The organism is Mycobacterium sp. URHB0044, from assembly GCF_000620625.1.
In the GTDB taxonomy this organism is placed as follows: domain Bacteria; phylum Actinomycetota; class Actinomycetes; order Mycobacteriales; family Mycobacteriaceae; genus Mycobacterium.
Map to the genome: position 1 here is coordinate 60,323 of NZ_JIAW01000017.1, position 19,238 is coordinate 79,560.

The following is a 19,238-nucleotide window of genomic DNA, read 5'->3' on the forward strand; positions in this document are numbered from 1 at the left end:
CACCAGCCGGCCACCACGAAGGATGAAACTCATGTCCACCGATCAGGGGACAGTCGACACTTGCTCGATTATTTACAACTGTCTATTATCTGACGTATGTCCACGCCGAGCGCGCCCGTCCTCGACCGTAGGGTCCGGCGGTCGCGGGAAAGCCTGATGCGGGCGGCGATCGAGCTGGTCTCCGAGCGCGGCACCACGGCCGTCTCCATCACCGACATCGCCGACGCCGCTGACGTCAGTCGCCAGGTGCTGTACCTGCAGTTCGGCGATCGCGACAACCTTCTCCTCGAGGCGGCGCTGGACCTCGCCCGCCGCGAGCTGCCGTCCGGAAGCGCAGTCAGCCCCGACGACGGAACGCAACATCCCCAAGTGCTGGCCGTGGCGCACCACTTCGCCGAGCACCGGGCGTTTTACCGGGCCATGTTGACCGGCTCGTGCGCGTTCGCCCTGAACGAGGCGCTGTCCGGCGTGATGATCCCGGTCAACCGGGAAGTCGTGCGCCAGATGTACGGCGAGCACCTCGATGCGCGCACCGTCGACGATCTCGCCACCTTCATCACCGGTGGCGCGGGCGCCATCGTCAACGCCTGGGTGATCGGCGGCGAGGACCCGCCTGATCCCGCAGCGTTCACCGACCGCCTGATGCGACTGACGTCCGTCTTGAATAAGCAAGGACACCAATGAATCTCGCCAGCCACATCCTGCAACGGCAATTTCACCTGCCCCCGCCCATCACCCGCGACCTGATCATCGAGCGGGACCTTCGCACCCCGATGCCCGACGGTGTCGTGCTGCTGGCCGACCGGTTGGCGCCGCGGGACGGCGGCCAGGGGCTGCCGACCGTGTTGTACCGCTCGCCGTACGGCCGGCGCGGCCTCTTCAGCCTGCTGCTGGGACGGGTGATGGCCGAACGCGGCTTTCAGGTCCTCGTGCAGAGCACGCGTGGCACGTTCGGTTCCGGCGGTGACTTCGACCCGATCCGCCGGGAACGCGAGGACGGCCTGGACACGCTGGACTGGGTCGTGAAGCAGCCATGGTTCGGCGATTCGATGGTGCTGATGGGAGCCAGCTACCTCGGCTACGTCCAGTGGGCGGTCGCCGACAGCCTTCCGCCGCAAGTGAAGGCGATGGTCCCGCAGGTCACCAACTCGGCGCTGACGTTGGAGTTCCTGCGCAAGGACGGGTTCTCGCTCGAGACGCCGTTCGGCTGGGGTCTCATGACGGACGGTCAGGAACGCCGTTGGGCGCTTCTGCGGCAGCTCTTCTCGGCCCGCAGGAACGCCAAGGCATTGTCGACGCTCCCGCTGAGCGGGGCCGACGTCGCCGCGAGCGGGCACCGCATCGACTACGTCCAGGACATCCTCGCCCACGACGCCGATTCCCCACGCTGGGCCGGCATCGACCACACCCACCGGGTTGCCGACGTCACGGTCCCGGTGTTCTCGATCGGCGGCTGGTACGACATCTTCCTGCCCGGCCAGCTGCGTGACTTCAAGGTTCTGCAGGACGCCGACCGTGAGCCACGGCTCATGATCGGGCCATGGACCCATACGGAGACCGACGGCCTGGTAATGCGGGAATCGATCGACTTCGCACTCGCGCACGCCCGAGGTGAGAAACCACCGCACCGGGCACCCGTGCGGCTGTTCGTGATGGGCGAGGAGGCGTGGCGGGACTTGGACTCCTGGCCGCCGAAGGGTTATGAGCCGCAACGCTTTCACCTCCAAGCCGGTGGAGCGCTGGCCGCCGGTGCACCCGCCGACTCGGAGCCCGACCGCTATCGCTACGACCCCGCCGATCCGACGCCCGCGGCCGGGGGAGTGGTCATGCGCTTCCGCGGCGGCGGTCGGGTCGACAACACGGCGCTCGAAGCCCGCCCCGACGTGCTCACCTACACCACCGCCGTCCTCGACCGCGATGTCGAAGTCATCGGCGACGTCAGCGCCGAGATCTGGTTCCGCTCCAGCCTGCCGTACGCGGACGTGTTCGTCCGGCTCTGCGACGTCGACCCGGAAGGCCGCTCCTTCAACGTCTGCGACGGCCTGGTCAGCCTCACCGGTGCCAACGAAATCTCCTGCGCCACCGTGACGTTGTGGTCGACCGCGCATCGGTTCAAACGCGGCCACCATATCCGCATCCAAGTCTCCAGCGGGGCCTTTCCGCGCTTCGCGCGCAACCACGGCACCGGCGAATCGCATGCCACCGCAACGACTTTGAAGGCCGCCGACCAAACGGTGTTTCACGACCCCGATCGCCCGTCGGCCATCATCCTGCCGACCCTGCAGAGTTAGCCGTTACCGGTGCACGTCCGCGGAGGACTAGGGTGATGCCCCAAGGATTCCGGAGGGCACGTGTCTCAACTCAAACTCGGTGTGATCGGGCGGACCGGCAAGGAAAACGAACGCCGGGTGCCGATCCACCCGCACCATCTCGACCGCATCGACGCCGACCTGCTCGGCAGCATCTACTTCGAACGTGGATACGGCGATGACTTCGGCGTCTCCGACGCACAGCTGGCAGAGCTGGCGGCGGGGGTGCGATCCCGCGAGGAGTTGATCGCCGAGTGCGACGTCATCCTGCTGATCAAGCCCGACGCTCGCGATCTCGCCGAACTGCGCGTCGGTCAAGCCCTGTGGGGATGGCCGCACTGCGTGCAGGACCGCGAGTTGACGCAACAGGCCATCGACCGTCGACAGACCCTGATCGCGTTCGAGGCGATGAACCTGTGGGGCGACGACGGCGCGTTCAAACTGCATGTGTTCCACAAGAACAACGAGATGGCCGGCTACTGCTCGGTGCTGCACGCCTTCCAGATCGTCGGGTTGACGGGCATGTACGGTCGCCGGCTGCGGGCCGCCGTCATCGGCTTCGGCGCCACCGCCCGCGGCGCCGTCACCGCACTGGGCGCACATGGGGTGCACGACGTCGACATCCTCACCAATCGCGGTGTGACCGAGGTGGCCTCACCGATCCACTCGGCCGAGATCTTCCAGTTCGAGCACGACGTCGACCCGGCGGGTGGGCCGACGGAGAGCTTCGCGCTGACTCCCGACGGCAGGGTGCCGCTGGCGGGGTACCTGGCCGAGCACGACGTCGTCGTCAACTGCGTGTTGCAGGACACCAACGCGCCATTGACCTTCCTGGACGAAGGCGACCTCGCCGCGTTCCCCTCGGGCAGCCTCATCATCGACGTATCTTGCGATGAGGCAATGGGTTTCAGCTGGGCGCATCCCACCACGTTCGAGCAGCCGACGTTCGAAGTCGGCACCAACAACATCACCTACTACGCGGTCGACCACAGCCCGTCCTATCTGTGGGACTCCGCGAGCTGGGAGATCAGCGAGGCGCTGCTGCCCTACCTACGCACCGTCCTCGACGGGCGCGAGGCATGGGAGGCGGATCAGACGGTGCGCCGAGCCATCGAAATCCTGGACGGGAACATCCAGAATCCCGACATCTTGTCGTTCCAGGACCGCGTGCCCGACTACCCACATGCCGGTACCGATACTCGCTGACGGGGGAGGGCGTAACGTCATCCGCATCGAGCAGCTCGACTTACGAGCCAACATGCTCGACTAAAAAGGATAATTCGATGGCTTCGTCCAAACTGCTCCGTTCGCCCTACGACCAACGCGTCGATCTCGTCAAGGACACCATCAAGGATCACTCCAAGCTTGGTGACGACGCTGCCGAGAAGCTGGCCGTGCACGTCCTGCACGCACTGAACTCGATTCCCGAGAAGGTGCGCTGAGCTTCAGCTCAACGGAATTGCCGCACTACTGACGGCACGGCACCCCGGATTCGACTCCCGTTAGGGCGTTGCGTCTGGGGTGTCGTTGCCGCTGGCGGCCGTCGGTAGCGGTTTGCGTTGGACGTGCTCGCCGATCACCTCGTCGCACTCCTTGCAGGTGTTGACGTACCGCAGCACCAGGTGCCCGTCGTCGACGCCGACCATCTCCTCGCGAGAAGTGGAGAACTGATGGTCACAGGGCATGTCCCCTTTGTACCCGTTTCGCCAGGTCGCCGGTGGCGTTCCCGTCAATTTTGTCGCTGACCAGGCATTAGCCGGCTTCGGCGACCTTCTTGATCGCCGCCAGAGTCTGCGGGATGCCCTGGCGCGCCGCCTCGGTGCGGTTCACGACTTCTGCGTCGGCCTTGTCGCCGTACCGCTCCCGGAATCCGGCGAGTCCGGCCGGCAGGAACGTCCAGGATTCGGTGAGGCGGGTGCCTCCGTCGACGGGCTCGAACGTGTAGCCCCAGCGCACCCAGCCGTTGTTCACCTCCCACGCGAATTCGCGGCCGGGTTCGGCCGCGACCACCTGGCTACGGGATTCCCAGGTTCGCTCCGGGAGCTCGTTGCGGCCGGTGAACCAGGCGCCGACGCGCGGGCCGTCGCCGTCGTCCCACCAGCATGCGCGGCACACCGGGCTCCACTCGCCCGTCCTGGTGACGTCCGAGACCATCGCGTAGAGCTGCTCCGGCGTGGCCGAGACGAGGATCGAATCCGAGAACTCCAGAGGGGCAGTCACGCTTCGGAGTATGCCAGCGGGCGTCGTCTCAAAGCGCAGGAGGGGCCGTCCATCATGCGGAAAGCTCACGTACACATCGAGTTAGCGTGACGGCCGACCGGTAGGCGGACGCCGTATGGCTGCGCGTCACCCGCCAGACGGGTGGTGCATCGACACTGCGGCGTGTCTCGTGATCCGAGCAGGCGCACCGTGCTCAAGGGCGCCGTCGCGCTCGCCGCATTCTCCGTCACCGGCTTCTCCGGCGAGCATCGCCGCAGCCAACTGCCGTCGGATCCGTTCACCCTCGGCGTGGCGTCCGGCGAGCCGACGCCCGACGGGGCGGTGCTCTGGACCCGACTGGCGCCCGATCCGCTGGCCGACGACGGCCTCGGCGGCATGCCGGACCGTGCCGTCGACGTGGAGTGGGAAGTGGCCGCCGACGAGGGCTTCACGCGCATCGAACGGCGCGGATCGAGCACGGCGGTACCGGCGTCGGCCCACAGCGTGCACGTCGAGCTGGCCGGTCTGCGCCCCGGCGCCGACTACTTCTACCGGTTCCGCACCGCCGATCACCTGTCGCCGGCGGGGCGCACCCGTACGGCGCCCGAACCGCGGTCGATGGCCGCGCTGACGATGTGCTTCGCGTCGTGCTCGCACTACGAGCAGGGTTGGTTCACCGCCTACCGCAGACTCGCCGAGGAACACCCGGATCTCGTTGTGCACCTTGGGGATTACCAGTACGAGTACGCCGCGGAGCAGAACACCGGCGTCCGCGTGCGGGATCACGTCGGACCTGAAACGGTGACGCTGGCCAACTACCGGCAGCGTTACGCGCAGTACAAGACCGACCCCGATCTGCAGGCGGCACACGCCGTCGCGCCGTGGCTGGTGGTGTTCGACGACCACGAGGTGGCCAACAACTGGGCCGACGAGGTGCCGGACAAGCCCGAACCGGGCTTCCCCGCCCGGCGCGCGGCGGCGCTTCAGGCGTACTACGAGAACATGCCGCTGCGCCGGTCGGCCGCGCCGCGCGGCACCGACATGCAGTTGTACCGGCGCGTGCACTGGGGCGGGCTGGCGACGTTCCACATGCTCGACACCCGCCAGTACCGCACCGACCAACCGTGCGGTGACGAGTTCCGGTCGGACTGCGCCGAGCGCCACGCCCCGTCGGCCACCCTCACCGGTGGCGCGCAGGAACGCTGGCTGCTGGACGGCTTCGCGCGATCGCAGGCCCGCTGGGACGTGCTGGGTCAGCAGGTGTTCTTCTCCCAGGTGGACCTGACGCCGGGCCCTGGCCGTGGCTACAACCCCGACGCCTGGGACGGCTACACCGCCAACCGCGAGCGGATCGTCGCCGGGCTGGTCGGCTCGCCGGTCCGCAACGCGGTGGTGCTCACCGGCGACGTCCACTCGCATTGGGCAGCCGAGGTGCGCGAGCGCGTCGACGATCCGTCGTCGCGGATGCTGGCGACCGAGTTGGTCACCACGTCGATCACCTCGGGAGGGGACGGATCCGATTCGCGCGACGACGTCGACGCCGTGCTGCCGGAGAACCCGCACATCCGGTACTTCAGCAACCGCCGCGGCTACGTCCGAACGCGCATCACGGCTGACGCGTTGCAAGCCGACTTCAAGGTCCTGCCGTTCGTCTCACGCCCGGACGCGCCGGCGATCACCGGCGCCTCGTTCGTGATCGCCGATCGCGAGCCGGCGCTGCGATCGGTGTGAGCCCACTCACTCGATACGGGCGCCCGCCTGCGACATCGTGATGCGATCGGTGCAGGCGGCGGATGGCTTTCCGTGCCGTCAACGTTCATTGTTTTAGCGTTCGACCATTCGCATGCGGCGGTAACCTCACACTTCAGGCAGTCAGATCAGGAGCATCTTCCATGGACCTCGTACTCGGTCTATCGCTGACCTCGTCAGCGGTCCGCTGGGTGCTGGTCGAGGGCGCGGCGGGCGAGGGTGCGCCGATCGACCGCGGAGCGTTCGACGTCGCCGCGCTGGACGCCGACTTCCTGCTCGACCTCGTCCTCAACCACGACATCGTCGGCGAGAACGACATGCACGCGATCGGCGTCACCTGGACCAGCGAGGGTGCGGTGGCCGCCGCAGCGGTGCTGGACGCCCTCGCCGACCGTGGCGTGCGGAACGTCGTCGTGGTCTCGGACACTGACGCCGCTGAGGCTCTCGCAAGCGGCATCGCGAACATCACCGACTACGACGACGTCGCGGTCTGCATCATCGAACCGGACGCCGCGCTGGTCGCGCTGGTGAACGCCTCCGGCGTGACGGTCGAGCGCATCGACCGGCCGATGGACAGGGCCGACGCGCTCGAGCTGACGAGCAGTGTGATCGCGATGCTCGCGGTCAATGACCGGCGGCCCGACGCGATCTTCGTGGTCGGTTCGGACGACGTCGACGTGATCGTGTCCTCGTTCGAAGCCATCTCCGAGGCGCCGGTCTTCTCCGCCGCCGAAGCCGACCTGGCCCTGGCGCGCGGTGCGGCGCTGGCGTCGGCGGGCGTGGTCAACAACCCGAACGCCGAGAGTGTCCTGCTGGGTCCGCGCGTGACGTCGAAGGTCGGCGTGTTGTCGGCCGTCCTCGGCGCCGCGGTGTTGACGTTCGTGGTTTCGCTGTCGGTCGCACTCGGTCTTCGGCTCAGCCCGGATTCGACGAGCGAGCAGCCAATGAACGTCAACGCCGGCGAATCGGCGCCCAATGCCGTTCCGGCGTCCGTCCCGCAGGCCGCTCCCTCGCCGCCACGCCGGGTGGCCGCGTCGCCGGCGGCTCCGTCGCCCGCAGCCCCGCCTCCCGCTCCGGAAGCGGTGCCGGAACTGGCCGAGACCATCAAGGTGGCCGCGCCACCGGTGCCCGAGTACGTCCCACCCGCACCCGCCTACGTGCCTGCGCCCGCCTACGTTCCGCCGCCGCCGCCGGCGTACGTGCCGCCGCCACCCCCGGCGTACGTCCCGCCGACCTACCAGGAACCGCGGCTTCGCGACCGCATCATCGAACGCATCCCGATCATCAACCGCTTCCACGAACCGGGGCGCTAACCCCCGCCGCTGCCGTCCCCCGATCGGTGGACATGGGTTTCATCCTTCGTGGTGGCCGGCTGGTGGACATACATCTCCTGACGAGTGCGACATAGTTATCTCATCGCCGGAAAACACCGGCAGAGAAAGCCAAAAGCGCACTCACGCAAGGAGATTCACATGAGCACCATCGCCCGCCGGGTCGCCGCCACCGCCGCCCTGTTCGCCGCCCCCGCCCTGATCGCCCTCGGTACCGCCACCATGAGCCACGCCGACTCCACCGTCACCCAGCACGGCACCTCGATCAGCACCAGCCCCGTGCACCACGACGCCTTCCCCCACCAGGCCAACACCCCCAAGCCCGGCACCCCCGAACACCACCGCCACCAGAACGCCCGCTAAGCCCCACGAACGCACCAGAGCCCGGATGCATCACGCATCCGGGCTCTCGGTGTATTCGGCGGTCTGGGTCAGCGTTTCTTGGGATGCAGCACGATCTCGGTTTGCGACGTGTGATCGGACTTCGCGCGCTTGTCGGCGCGTTTCTCCTTCAGCGACTTTCCGGCCTTCTTCGTCATACCTTGGCGTGGCGATTTATCAGACATTGGCTGCCCCTTTGAAGTGGGGGCCTGGCTGGTCCCGGTCTTCGGACTCTACGCCGCGTGGGCGGCGCTGTCTTTCGGCCGCGGGCTCTCGTCGAACCGGTGCCGAGGCGGATTTCGCGCGGTCCGAAATGGCCCCCGAAATCGATGAGTTTCGGCCGATTCCGACGACCGATTCGGCGGTCCTGAGCCACGTGCGGCCGCGTCGCACGGGGTCGAAGGTGTATGGTCAGAGGGGTTGGGCAACCGACCAGTCCGGGATGAATCAGCCGATTTTCCGCTGATCCTTACGAGCAACCGCTCAAGCCGGGCACTTTTTGTGACAATCGCACGGTCGGAAATCCATTTTGACTGCTTTATCTCTTGGTCGTTCTTTTGGCAACGGGAATGCTTTGCTATCGAATTCTGCGTCACCGAGTTTCGGTGTCCTCACCACGTACACGCCCACGATGTGCGGGCGGGCGATGTTCAGCGCCGCCCTGTGCGGTGGGCTGACCGCCAATGGCGCCGACGTCGGCATCGTCCGGATCGCCGACGGACAAGCGGCCACCGATTCCCGCGTCGTCGGCGAGTTGGTCAATGGGTCGACGGCGTCTGTCGCGGCCTCCGCTGACCTGCTGAGCCAGTACGACGTCGCGGTGATCCAACACGACTTCGACATCTACGGCGGCACCGACGGCGACGAGGTGCTTGCCGTCATGCGCGCCCTGAGCGTGCCGTCGATCGTGGTCGCTCACACCATCCCGCTCGATCCGACACCGCACCAGCGATCGGTCCTCGAAGCGGTCACCGCACTGGCCGACCGGGTGGTCGTCATGTCGGAGGCGGCCAGCGCGCGCCTCCTCGAGGGTTACGCCGTCGACCGCCAGAAGGTCAGCACCATCACCCACGGCGCCATCCCGATGGGCGCATCGTCGAAGCGCGGCGGCAGACCGACCATCTTGACGTGGGGATTCCTCGGACCCGGCAAGGGTGTGGAGCGCGTGATCGACGCGATGGGCTCGCTGCACGAGCTGCGTGGCCGGCCGCAATACGTCGTCGCAGGCCGAACGCATCCCCGGGTGCTGGCCGCCGAGGGCGAGTCCTACCGCGAAGCGCGCATCGAACAGGCGAGGGCCAACGGCCTGGCGACTTCGGTGACCTTCGACGGCAACTACCGCAGTGCGGCGGCGTTGTCCTCCTTGATTCAGTCCTGCGCGGTGATCGTGCTGCCGTACGACTCGACCGATCAGGTGACGTCCGGAGTGCTCGTCAGTGCCGTCGCGAGCGGCCGGCCCGTCGTCGCGACCGCGTTCCCGCACGCCATCGAACTGCTCGGCACCGGCGCAGGCATCATCGTCGACCACGACGATCCCGATGCCATGGCCACGGCGCTGCGCCGGGTGCTGTGCGATCCGCGCCTCGCGGGTTCCATGGCGGCCGAGGGCAGACGATTGGCCCCGACGCTGGCCTGGACCTCGATCGCCGACTCCTACGTGACTCTGGCCCAACGACTGGTGCGCGAGCGTCGAGCGTTCGTATGACCCCGGCGGGTGCGCTGCACTTCCGCCGTCCCGCAAGAACTTTGGGCTAAGCGGCGCTGCTCCGCCGGTCGGGCCCTAGGCTGCGGACCATGTCTATCGATCGCGCCGCGCTCGCCGCGGGCACCATCCGTCTGGCCTCCGGTATCTCCTTCCTCGTCGATCCTGCCCGCGCAGACCGGCTCTGGGGCACCCAGCAGGAGGCGGCGGGGCAGACCAAGCTGCTGCTGCACTCGATGGGCTACCGCGACGCGCTGATCGGCGGCCTGCTGGTCACCGCGGGACTGCGCGGCCGCAACACCCGCGGATGGTTCCTCGCCTCCGGCGGGGCCGACGCGGCCGATCTGTTGGGCGGGCTTCGGGTGCATCCGGACTTGACGCGCTCGCAGCAGCTGATCGGTCTCGGTGGCGCGGTCGTCGGCATCGGCGTCGGGCTGTGGGGTGCGACGCGGCGACGGCCGCGAAAGGCCGAAGCCGCGGCCTAGGCCCCGGTGTCCTCCGATCGGGGGACACGGGTTTCATCCTGTGGTGCGGCCGGCTGGTGGACATACATCTCCTGACGAGTGCGACATAGTTATCTCATCGCCGGAAAACACCGGCAGAGAAAGCCAAAAGCACACTCACCCAAGGAGATTCACATGAGCACCATCGCCCGCCGCATCGCCGCCACCGCCGCCCTGTTCGCCGCCCCCGCCCTGATCGCCCTCGGTACCGCCACCATGAGCCACGCCGACTCCACCGTCACCCAGCACGGCACCTCGATCAGCACCAGCCCCGTGCACCACGACGCCTTTCCCCACCAGGCCAACACCCCTCAGCCCGGCACCTCGGTGCACCACCACCACCAGAACGCCCGCTAAGCCCCACGAACGCACCAGAGCCCGGATGCACGAGCATCCGGGCTCAAGGGCGTCGGCCGTGCGCGTGCCATCATGACCGCATGGACGCAACCACGCTTCGGGAACTGCAGGCGCCGCTCAAGAAGCAATACCGCGACGACCCGCTCAGCGCGCGCACCCCGCTCGAAGCCGAAGCCACGTTCGAGACGCCCGGGATTACCGCGTCGGTCCAGACGTGGGCGGGTCCCGTCCGCGCCGGCCTGCACCCGGCTACCGCCGGCGACGGGAGCGACGCGTGTTCCGGTGACATGCTGCTGCAGGCCTTGCTGGCGTGCGCCGGGGTGACGATGCGTAGTGTCGCGACGGCCATGGGCATCGACATCGCAGGCGCCGAGCTGCGTGCCACCGGAATGTTCGACGCGCGTGGCACCTTGGGGATCTCCCGCGACGTGCCGGTCGGCGTGCAGGAGGTCGGCATCGAGGCCTCGCTCGAGACCGACGCCGACGATGCGACCCTGGCCAAGCTGGCCGAACTGACGGAGCGCTTCTGCGTGGTCGGTCAATCCCTGGCGCAGGTTCCGTCGATCACGATCCGCCGTTCCGCGCCGTAAACATCCATACCTTCTGCACAGCCCGCACCTAAGCATCGCTCGTACCGTCGAAATCGGGAGCGGGGTAGCAGTCACCGACGATTGCTTCCCTTATCCCGGAACGGCTTTGGAACGTCGAGCAAGGCAGGTGTTCACATGATGCACTTGAAGACCATCGCGGCAGGTACCGCCATCGCGGGATCGCTCGGGCTGGCAGCCCTCGGACTCGGGGCGGGCGTCGCGAACGCCGCACCAACCTCACCGAACACGGCGTGGGCGCAGGACGCCGGATGGGACCACGGACGTGGACCAGGTCCGTGGGGCCCCGGCTGGGGTGGGCCGGGTTGGGCCCCGCCGCCACCCCCGCCCTACTACGGCTACGGAGTCGGCTACGCCCCACCCTGCGTCACTGGTCCGCTGGGGCTGCTGCACCTCTGCGCCTAGTCACGCTTCTCTTCGGTGGGCGCCGGAAGGTGTTGCGTCGCATCGGCGTCCGCAGGTGGTGAGGGCCGCCGCTGGATGCGCAACGCGGTCGTGGGGACCGGCACCTCCATCGTCTCCGCCGACGGCGGGGCCGCGAGCAGCCGGGTCGAATCCTCCTTGAGCCGAACGATCTTCGGCACCGTGGTGAGTTCGGGACGCTGCCGGGCCACCGGCGCGGCGGCCGTCGGCGCTGCCTCCGCAACGGCCGGAGCTGCACTCGGCTTGGCCTGCGGGGTGGCGCCGCGGTGCCGAACCACGAAGCCCGCCAACGGGCCCGTGACCAGAACGGCGACCACGATGGCCAGGCTCAGCGCACAGATCACCACGTCGAACGTGCTGGTGATCTGCTGAGCCAGGTCGTTGCCGTAGATGGCGTCGGCGCGTCGCGGCACCGGTTCGGAGTACCGCGGGGCCAGCGCGACGCCGATGACCAACTGCGCGGCCGTGAACACGAAGAGCGCACCGCTGAACGCGGCGATGACGGTCGACGACAGCCCGCCCTTCGCGAGTTGGCGTTGCAGCCACACCGCGATGCAGCCGGTGACGACGTTGAACGCGGTCAGCGCGACGCTGTCGTAGAGCGACCGCGGCAGGTCCAGCGTCAGCGCGATCAGGTAGTCGGTGACGCGCAGTCCGGCCGCCGCGAACGTCCAAAAGGCGATGAGCGTCAAGCACTTCAGCGCCGCCCCGCGGTAGACGCCCATCGTCGGCGGCTTGACGAGGAACACGGCGTACAGCGTGGTGGGCGCGACGATCGCCGCCGCGGCCGCCCAGGCCAGGTAGCCCTCGTAACCGACGGCGGCGGTGGACGTGTTCTCGGCGATGCCGTGGAAGGCGTCGACGTCGCGGCCGACGCCGGCCAGCCACACCACCGTGCCCGCGACGGCGGCCGAGATGCCCAGTGCCGTCGTGGCGAGTCGCGCGGCGGCCGTCTTCTGCGTCAGCCACATCGACCCGATCACCAACGCGATCATTGCCACCCCGCCGTACAGCAGGGTGGTGATCACGACCGCGACGTCGTGGCCGCCGATCTCGACGTTGGTGACGAAGAGGTAGCGCAGGCGCCAGAACAGGTTGAACACCACGGCCCATGCCGCGAGGACGATCGAGGCGACGCCGATGATCCGCGCCGACGAATACCAGCGGCCAAAACCGTTGTGCTCGACGGTCGTACTGGTGATCGGCGGCTGCGCTGCCAGCAGCGCGCCTGCGGCGCCCAACCACATGCCCGGCCCGGAGCCCGGCGGCACGGCACCCGTCCCGCCGAAGCGGATGGTCTGCACGAGGTGAAACCCCACGAACCCGAGCACGCCGAGCAGGTAGGCGGCGGTGAGCAGGACCCGAAGGCTGATCGTGCGGCGGATGTCGGGCTGCGGTGCGGTGAGCCGCCACGGTCCGACGTGCGGTACCAGAGCGGCGGCGACGGCAAGCAACGTCACGACGCCGACGACCGCGAAGAGTGTGCCGTTGCTGCCCGGGACGCCGACGCCGAAGTCGATGCTCCACGGCAGGACCAGCGCGACGAGAAGCAGTGCGACGGCCAGCCCGTCGCGCACGCGGTTGGCGCGGGTGGCGACGTAGCCGACCCGTGCTGCCTCGGCGGCGGGCGCTACTCGCGCCGTCGCGGCGTCGTGGCCTTCGCTCACGTGACGAGTCCTCTCCGGCGGCTGGTGTGGCACGTGTTGTTGGGCTTACTGTTCCCAACTTCGGCCGGGTGCACAAGGTGGTCAGTAGCTGCGACGGCCACCGGCCGGTCTGCGCTCGCTGGCTGGGGGAACGCCAAGGATCCTCCAAGGATTTGCGGTAGCGTAACTGGCGTCGAATCGCGAGGATCGGCGCGTCGGGGTGACGGTCGCAGTGTGGTGGGCAGCAGTCCTCCGTGCATGCGTTTGAGCACGCGTGAGCAAGGAGTTTCCGGTGGACGTAGTCCTCGGGGTGGCAGTGACGAGGCCGGTCGCCCGGTTGGCGATGATCGGCTCGCCAGGCGGCGAGATCTTCGACGAATATGCCCTCGACCTGCCCGACAACGATGCGACGACCGACCTCGCTGAGACCATCGTCGGCACCTACCGCGCGGTGACCGAGTCGGGCAACCGGCTGGCGGCGACGCGGCTGTTCTTCCCGGACGCTGCCGAAGCTGACACGCTGCGGCAGGTCCTGCTGAGCGCCGGCGTCGAGGACGTCGAGGTGGTGTCGGAGGCTGACGCCGCGACGGCCCTGGTCCGCAGCACTGATGGCGATGCCGCGGTGTTGTTGGTCGACGACGAGGCCGCGACGCTGACGACCGTCGGTCCGGACTCGATGAAGACCTCGGTGCTGGCATCGGTGCCCATCGGCGCAGGCGGTGCGGCCGTCGCGTGCGCGGCGGTGCTGGACGGGATGCGGGGGCAGCCCGAGGCGCCCGTGCGCGTGATGCTCGTTTCGCACCGCGACGACCTCGAGTCCGTCGCCGCAGGCATTCAGAATTCACCGGTGCCGGTGGAACTGCCCACCGATGCGAGCTTCGCGATCGCCAGGGGAGCGGCGCAGACGGCCGCCTGGGCGAGCGTCGACCCGGCGGGCCCGGCGACGCAGTTGGCGCCCGCGAGCGCGGCGACGCAGATGGCGCCCGTGAGTGCGGCGTCCGATGCGCAGACGGGCCTTGGCGCGGCGGCGGGACCGCAGCTGGCCTACTCGATGGCCGACGCCGACCCCGCGGCGGAGTACGGGGACGCGCCGTACGAGATGCCGATGGACCCGCTCAACGAGCTGATCCCCGAACAAGATCCCGATGCGACGGAGTACACCGAAGCGGTGCAGCCGGCACGCCAGCGGATGTTGTTGATGGGCAGCGCAATAGCGTTCCTCGTCACGAGCTTCGCGACGCTCGCGGTCACCGTTGCGATCAACGTGCGGCCGGCGGCAGACGTCAGCGAACTCGCGGCGCCGCCCGTGCAGTCCGACACGGTGCCGGGGCGTTATCTGCCTCCGGTGCCGCACGAACCCGACCCGGTGGCTCAGCCCGTTGCAGTGCTGACCCCGCCGCCGGCGGCGCCGTCCGTGCCCATCCCGAACGTCACGCCGCGGACCAACAACGGTCCGGTCATCGGAAACGCGCCGGCTGCCCCGCCGGCGGCGCCGGCTCCCGAGGTGCCGCCTCCGCCGCCGGGCGAGGCTCCTCTGCTGCCGGCCCCGCCACCGTTCAGCTTCCCGTACATCCCGCTGCCGCCGATCGTGATCTTCCCGCCGGGCAATCAGCCGAATCCGCCGTCGACGCCGCCTTCGACACCCCCGTCCACGCCGCCTTCGACACCTCCCTCCACGCCTCCGTCGACGCCGCCTTCCACGCCACCATCCACTCCGCCGTCGACGCCTCCCTCGACTCCGCCGTCGTCGGTGCCCTCGTCGCCGCCGTCCTCGCCACCGCCGTCCATCGAGTACACGGCGCCGTCACTGCCGCCGTCGACCGTGCCGCCGGCGCCGCAGCCGGAGATCGTGGCGCCGCCCGTGCCGGCCTACGTCCCACCTGCGCCGGCGTACGTCCCACCCGCGGTGGCGCCAGCCCCGGCGTTAGTCCCCGCTCCTGCGCCCGCCCCTGCTCCTGTGGTGGAACCGGCTCCGGTGCAACAGGTTCCAGCCGCCCCTGAGCTTCCGGTGATTCAGGCGCCGGTGACGACGGTGGCGGTCCTGCCGTAACCAACATCGAAAACGCCCGCCTCTGAGCGACATCTAGGCGGGCTAAGCGAAAAGTCGCTGATAGCTGGGCAATTCGACTAGTGGTCCGGCGCGGCGACGGCGTCGCTCCTGCCCCGGTGTTGGAACCCGCTCCGGTCGGGTTCCGGTCGCCCCTGAGCTTCCGGTGATTCAGGCGCCGGTGACGACGGTGGCAGTGCTGCCGTAACCGACATCGAAAATGCCCGCCTTTGAGCGACATCTAGCCGGGCTAAGCGAAAAGTCGCTCGTAGCTGGGCAATTCCGCTAGTGGTCCTTCCGGCTCCGAAGGACGCATCGGGCCACTCCGGCCGCGGCTACTTCAGGTCAGCAGCGCGTCGCACGTGACGGGCAAGTCGCGCACCCGCACACCGGTGGCGTGGTAGATCGCGTTGACCACCGCGGCCGCGGAGCCGACGTTGCCGATCTCGCCGGCGCCGCGCGAGCCCCACGGGTTGGAGTGCTCGTCCACATCGTCGAGCCAGATCGCGTCGATGTCGGAAACGTCGGCGTGCGAACTGATGTGATAGCTCGCCAGGTCCTGCGTAACCACGTGCCCGAAGCGCGGGTCGCGCACGCTCTCCTCGTGCAGCGCCATCGACAACCCCATCGTCATGCCACCGATCAACTGCGAGCGCAGCGTCGTCGGGTTGATCGCCCGCCCGATCGAAAACACGCCGAGCATCCGGGGCACGCGAATCTCACCCGTGTGGCGGCTCACCCGGGCTTCGACGAAGTGCGCGCCAAACGAGTACATCGCATACTTCTGCGCCTCCTCGTTCTCCGGCGCGTCGGCCGTCGTCGCGGCACCCACCGCGGGATCGTCCCCGTGCTCCCGTCGAAAGGCTTGCGCCGCAGCGAAGATCGCCCGGCCCCAGGAGCTGATGCCCGACGAGCCGCCCTCCACCGACGCCGCAGGCAGGTCCGTGTCACCGATCTGCAGGTCGACGGCGGACATGTCGCAGCCCAGCACGTCCGCGGCGACCTGCGTCAGCGCCGTCCAGGTGCCGGTGCCGATGTCCGCGGCACCGATCTGCACGACGTACCGGCCCGGTGCGACGAGCTCGATGCGCGCGGAGTTGCCGGGCTGGATCATCGCGGGATAGACGGCCGACGCGACGCCCGTGCCGATCAGCCACTCACCATCGCGCCGTGCAGCGGGCGTCGGGTCGCGCTGCTCCCAGCCGAACCGCTGCGCGCCGGTACGCAGACACTCGACGAGCCGGCGGTCCGACCACGGGTGCCCCGTCTCGGGGTCGACGTCGGGGTCGTTGCGGATGCGCAGCTCGATCGGGTCGATGCCGCAGGCGACGGCCAGCTCGTCCATCGCCACCTCGAGGCCGAACATGCCGGGACACTCACCGGGTGCCCGCATCCAGAACGGCACCGGCACATCGAGTTTCGCGAGGCGGTGCGACGTCGCCCGGTTGGCCGCGGCGTACATCATGCGCGACGGCACGGCGGTCTGCTCGGCGAATTCCTTGACCGTCGCGGTCTGTTCGACCACGTCGTGGCTGAGGGCAGTCAACGTGCCGTCTGCCTGCGCGCCGAGCCGGATGTGCTGGATGGTGGGCGTGCGGTAGCCGACGACGGCGAACATCTGCTGACGCGTCAGCGCCAACTTGACGGGCCGCCCGTCGGTGCGTTGCGCGGCCATGACGGCGAGCGTGTTGTGCGAATGGGGTGAACCCTTGGAGCCGAATCCCCCGCCGACGTTCTTGGCGACGACGCGCACTTGCTCCTTCTCCAGCCCGAACAGCGTCGCCATCTGCTGACGGACGACGTGCACGCCCTGCGTCGAGTCGTAGAGCGTCAACCGCGGACCGTCCGGATCCCAAACGGCAATGCTGGCATGGGGTTCCATCGGATTGTTGTGTTCGTGCGGGGTGGTGTAGGTGTGGTCGACGACGACGGGGGCGTCGTGCAGGGCGGCTTCGACGTCACCCTCGGAGGTATCGGTCGGAAACGACGGGTTGACCTGCTCGGGCGCGTAGAGGCCGGGGTGGTCGGCACGCAGCTCGGTGTCGTGGGCCGCGGCGTCGTACTCGACCCGGACGAGAGATGCTGCGTGGCGGGCGGTTTCGGCGCTCTCGGCGAGGACGCCGCCGATCAGTTGGCCGCGGTAGTGCACCTGATCGTCCTGCATGATCGTCAGGTCACCGTCGGACGTGTCGGCCAACCGAGGCGCGTCGAAGACGGTCAACACGGAATGCACACCGTCGACGGCCAGCGCAGAGGAGGTGTCCATCGCGGTGATGCGTCCACGGGCGATCGTGGCCTGCAGCGAGTGCAGGTACAGCGGCGCGTCCACGGCGTACTCGAAGGCGTAGGTCGCGGTGCCGGTGACCTTGGCGGGCCCGTCGAGGCGGGTGACGGCGGTACCGATGGCGCGGGGTTGCACGGTGGTCATCGCTGCGCTCCCTCCGCCAAGGTGCTCAACGTCGCGACGATGGTGCGTCGGGTGAGGTCCACCTTGAACTCGTTGCCGCGCAACGGTTGTGCCTGCTCCAGCTCGGCGTCGGCGGCACGGCGAAACGCGTCCTCGGTGGCGGGCTCACCGGTGAGCGCTTCTTCGGCAAGGTGCGCGCGCCAGGGTTTGTGGGCGACGCCGCCCAGCGCGATGCGGGCGGACGCGACGGTGCCGTCGTCGACGACGAGTTCGGCGGCGACGGAAGTTAGCGCGAACGCGTAGGAAGCGCGGTCGCGGACCTTGCGGTAGGTGGAGCGGGCTCCCTCGGGCGGCGGGGGAATCTCGACGGCGGTGATGAGCGCGCCGGGCGGCAGGTTGGTGTCACGGTCGGGTCGGTCGCCGGGCAGGCGGTGAAAGTCGGTGAGCGGCAGGCGTTCTTCGGCGTCGGCGCCAAAGAAGATGACCTGGGCGTCGAGCGCGGCCATCGCAACGGCCATGTCGGAGGGGTGCACGGCAACGCAGTGCTCGGAGGCGCCGAGGATGGCGTGGTAGCGGACGTAGCCGTCGATGGCCGAGCAGCCGTCGCCGGGGGTGCGCTTGTTGCACGGGGTGGTGACGTCCTGGAAGTAGACGCAGCGGGTGCGCTGCAGGAGGTTGCCCGCGGTGGTGGCGAGGTTGCGCAGCTGTCCCGACGCGGCGGAGAGCAGCGCGCGGGCGAGCACGGGGTAGTGGCTGCGGACGATGGGGTGGGCGGCGAGGTCGCTGTTGCGGACGTCGGCGCCGATGCGCAGCGTGCCGTCGGGCAGCTGGTCGACGTCGGTGAGGGGCAGGTGGCCGACGTCGACGACGAGGCCGGGTTCGACGACGCCGAGCTTCATGTGGTCGACGAGGTTGGTGCCGCCGGCGAGGAAGACGGCGTCGGGCCGGTTGGCGACGGCGGTGACGGCGTCGGCGACGCTGGTGGCGCGGTGGTAGGCGAAGGGGATCATCGGGCCGCCTCGTGGATGGCGGCGACGATGTTGGGGTAGGCGGCGCAGCGGCAGAGATTGCCGCTCATGCGTTCGCGGATCTCGGCGTCGTCGAGTCTGGGCGGCTGCTCGAGGTCCTCGGTGACGTGGCTGGGTGCGCCGGCCTTGACCTCGTCGAGCATGCCGACGGCCGAGCAGATCTGGCCCGGCGTGCAGTAGCCGCACTGGAAGCCGTCGTGCTCGAGGAAGGCCTGCGCGACGGGGTGCAGAGCGTCGGCGTCGCCGAGGCCGGCGGCGGTGACGACCTCCGCGCCGTCGTGCGCGACGGCCAACGCGAGGCAGGTGGTGGCGCGTCGGCCGTCGAGCAGCACGGTGCAGGATCCGCACTGGCCGTGGTCGCAGCCCTTCTTCGGGGCGGTGACGCCGAGGTGTTCGCGCAGCAGGTCGAGCAGGGTGATGCGGTTGTCGACGCGCACGTCGTGCTGGGTGCCGTCGACGTGCAGGGTGATGTCGGTGAAGGTGTCGGGGGCCATCGGCGCTGCGTACCCCCGCGGGTGGCGGTGAAACGGCGGCAGAGAAGAACGCGT

Annotated in this window: 20 protein-coding genes; 13 read left to right on the forward strand and 7 right to left on the reverse strand. The window is 68.9% G+C overall.

Annotated elements, in window-relative coordinates; translation table 11 throughout:
• Positions 1–96: 96 nt before the first annotated feature.
• The 4 genes from N536_RS0126445 (at position 97) to N536_RS42665 (ending at position 3,751) form a co-directional block, all read left to right on the forward strand.
• A complete protein-coding gene (locus tag N536_RS0126445; RefSeq protein ID WP_029116384.1) occupies positions 97–684 on the forward strand; it encodes a TetR/AcrR family transcriptional regulator in 588 nt (195 codons plus the stop codon).
• Positions 681–2,291: a CocE/NonD family hydrolase gene (locus tag N536_RS0126450; RefSeq protein WP_029116385.1), complete on the forward strand. Its 1,611-nt coding sequence runs from the start codon at positions 681–683 to the stop codon at positions 2,289–2,291. Before N536_RS0126445 ends, N536_RS0126450 begins: the two co-directional genes overlap by 4 nt.
• A gap of 60 nt (positions 2,292–2,351) precedes the next feature.
• Positions 2,352–3,515, forward strand: coding sequence for a N(5)-(carboxyethyl)ornithine synthase (locus N536_RS0126455; protein WP_029116386.1), 1,164 nt, complete (start codon positions 2,352–2,354; stop codon positions 3,513–3,515).
• A gap of 77 nt (positions 3,516–3,592) precedes the next feature.
• Positions 3,593–3,751 carry a DUF6307 family protein gene (locus N536_RS42665; RefSeq protein WP_197040235.1) on the forward strand — a complete coding sequence of 53 codons (159 nt, stop codon included), beginning with the start codon at positions 3,593–3,595 and terminating at the stop codon, positions 3,749–3,751.
• A 60-nt stretch (positions 3,752–3,811) separates the two neighbouring features.
• Here the strand turns inward: N536_RS42665 and N536_RS42340 are convergent, their stop codons facing one another.
• On the reverse strand, positions 3,812–3,994 hold the full coding sequence (locus N536_RS42340; RefSeq protein WP_155948727.1) for a hypothetical protein: 183 nt from the start codon (positions 3,992–3,994) through the stop codon (positions 3,812–3,814).
• A gap of 67 nt (positions 3,995–4,061) precedes the next feature.
• On the reverse strand, positions 4,062–4,529 hold the full coding sequence (locus N536_RS0126470) for an SRPBCC family protein (protein ID WP_255358506.1): 468 nt from the start codon (positions 4,527–4,529) through the stop codon (positions 4,062–4,064).
• 162 nt (positions 4,530–4,691) lie between these two features.
• Between N536_RS0126470 and N536_RS0126475 the strand changes: the two genes are divergently transcribed.
• From N536_RS0126475 to N536_RS0126485, 3 genes are all read left to right on the forward strand, one after another.
• Positions 4,692–6,239, forward strand: a complete 1,548-nt coding sequence (locus N536_RS0126475) for an alkaline phosphatase (protein ID WP_029116388.1) — start codon at positions 4,692–4,694, stop codon at positions 6,237–6,239.
• A 161-nt stretch (positions 6,240–6,400) separates the two neighbouring features.
• On the forward strand, positions 6,401–7,570 hold the full coding sequence (locus tag N536_RS0126480) for a hypothetical protein (RefSeq protein ID WP_029116389.1): 1,170 nt from the start codon (positions 6,401–6,403) through the stop codon (positions 7,568–7,570).
• Positions 7,571–7,729: 159 nt separating this feature from the next.
• A complete protein-coding gene (locus tag N536_RS0126485) occupies positions 7,730–7,951 on the forward strand; it encodes a hypothetical protein (RefSeq protein ID WP_029116390.1) in 222 nt (73 codons plus the stop codon).
• Positions 7,952–8,019: 68 nt separating this feature from the next.
• Here the strand turns inward: N536_RS0126485 and N536_RS43375 are convergent, their stop codons facing one another.
• Positions 8,020–8,154: a hypothetical protein gene (locus tag N536_RS43375; RefSeq protein ID WP_255358507.1), complete on the reverse strand. Its 135-nt coding sequence runs from the start codon at positions 8,152–8,154 to the stop codon at positions 8,020–8,022.
• A 446-nt stretch (positions 8,155–8,600) separates the two neighbouring features.
• On the opposite strand from N536_RS43375, the gene N536_RS0126500 reads away from it, so the two are divergent.
• The 5 genes from N536_RS0126500 to N536_RS39490 all read left to right on the forward strand — a co-directional run bounded on the left by N536_RS0126500 (position 8,601) and on the right by N536_RS39490 (position 11,544).
• Entirely contained in the window at positions 8,601–9,674 is a 1,074-nt protein-coding gene (locus N536_RS0126500; protein ID WP_051574777.1) for a glycosyltransferase, read from the forward strand.
• A gap of 89 nt (positions 9,675–9,763) precedes the next feature.
• Positions 9,764–10,156: a DUF4267 domain-containing protein gene (locus N536_RS0126505; protein ID WP_029116392.1), complete on the forward strand. Its 393-nt coding sequence runs from the start codon at positions 9,764–9,766 to the stop codon at positions 10,154–10,156.
• A gap of 153 nt (positions 10,157–10,309) precedes the next feature.
• The gene (locus N536_RS0126510; RefSeq protein WP_029116393.1) at positions 10,310–10,531 is read left to right on the forward strand and encodes a hypothetical protein; all 222 of its coding nucleotides are present in this window, start codon (positions 10,310–10,312) and stop codon (positions 10,529–10,531) included.
• Between the two features lie 80 nt (positions 10,532–10,611).
• Positions 10,612–11,121, forward strand: a complete 510-nt coding sequence (locus N536_RS0126515; protein WP_029116394.1) for an OsmC family protein — start codon at positions 10,612–10,614, stop codon at positions 11,119–11,121.
• Positions 11,122–11,256: 135 nt separating this feature from the next.
• Positions 11,257–11,544 carry a hypothetical protein gene (locus N536_RS39490; protein WP_036437685.1) on the forward strand — a complete coding sequence of 96 codons (288 nt, stop codon included), beginning with the start codon at positions 11,257–11,259 and terminating at the stop codon, positions 11,542–11,544.
• On the opposite strand, the gene N536_RS39495 is transcribed toward N536_RS39490, so the two are convergent.
• Positions 11,541–13,229 (reverse strand): hypothetical protein, encoded by a 1,689-nt coding sequence (locus tag N536_RS39495; RefSeq protein ID WP_051574778.1) that lies wholly within the window; start codon positions 13,227–13,229, stop codon positions 11,541–11,543. The two genes, N536_RS39490 and N536_RS39495, sit on opposite strands and share 4 nt — an antisense overlap.
• Positions 13,230–13,500: 271 nt before the next feature.
• Here N536_RS39495 and N536_RS42345 point away from each other — a divergent pair, with 271 nt between their 5' ends.
• On the forward strand, positions 13,501–15,258 hold the full coding sequence (locus N536_RS42345) for a hypothetical protein (RefSeq protein ID WP_155948728.1): 1,758 nt from the start codon (positions 13,501–13,503) through the stop codon (positions 15,256–15,258).
• A gap of 337 nt (positions 15,259–15,595) precedes the next feature.
• On the opposite strand, the gene N536_RS0126535 is transcribed toward N536_RS42345, so the two are convergent.
• From N536_RS0126535 to N536_RS0126545, 3 genes are read right to left on the reverse strand one after another with little or no spacing between them, the layout of a single operon-like run.
• Positions 15,596–17,683 (reverse strand): xanthine dehydrogenase family protein molybdopterin-binding subunit, encoded by a 2,088-nt coding sequence (locus N536_RS0126535; RefSeq protein ID WP_029116395.1) that lies wholly within the window; start codon positions 17,681–17,683, stop codon positions 15,596–15,598.
• Positions 17,680–18,672: a xanthine dehydrogenase family protein subunit M gene (locus tag N536_RS0126540; protein ID WP_029116396.1), complete on the reverse strand. Its 993-nt coding sequence runs from the start codon at positions 18,670–18,672 to the stop codon at positions 17,680–17,682. Before N536_RS0126540 ends, N536_RS0126535 begins: the two co-directional genes overlap by 4 nt.
• Positions 18,669–19,184 carry a 2Fe-2S iron-sulfur cluster-binding protein gene (locus N536_RS0126545; protein ID WP_029116397.1) on the reverse strand — a complete coding sequence of 172 codons (516 nt, stop codon included), beginning with the start codon at positions 19,182–19,184 and terminating at the stop codon, positions 18,669–18,671. The genes N536_RS0126540 and N536_RS0126545 overlap by 4 nt, the downstream gene beginning before the upstream one ends.
• Positions 19,185–19,238 lie beyond the last annotated feature (54 nt).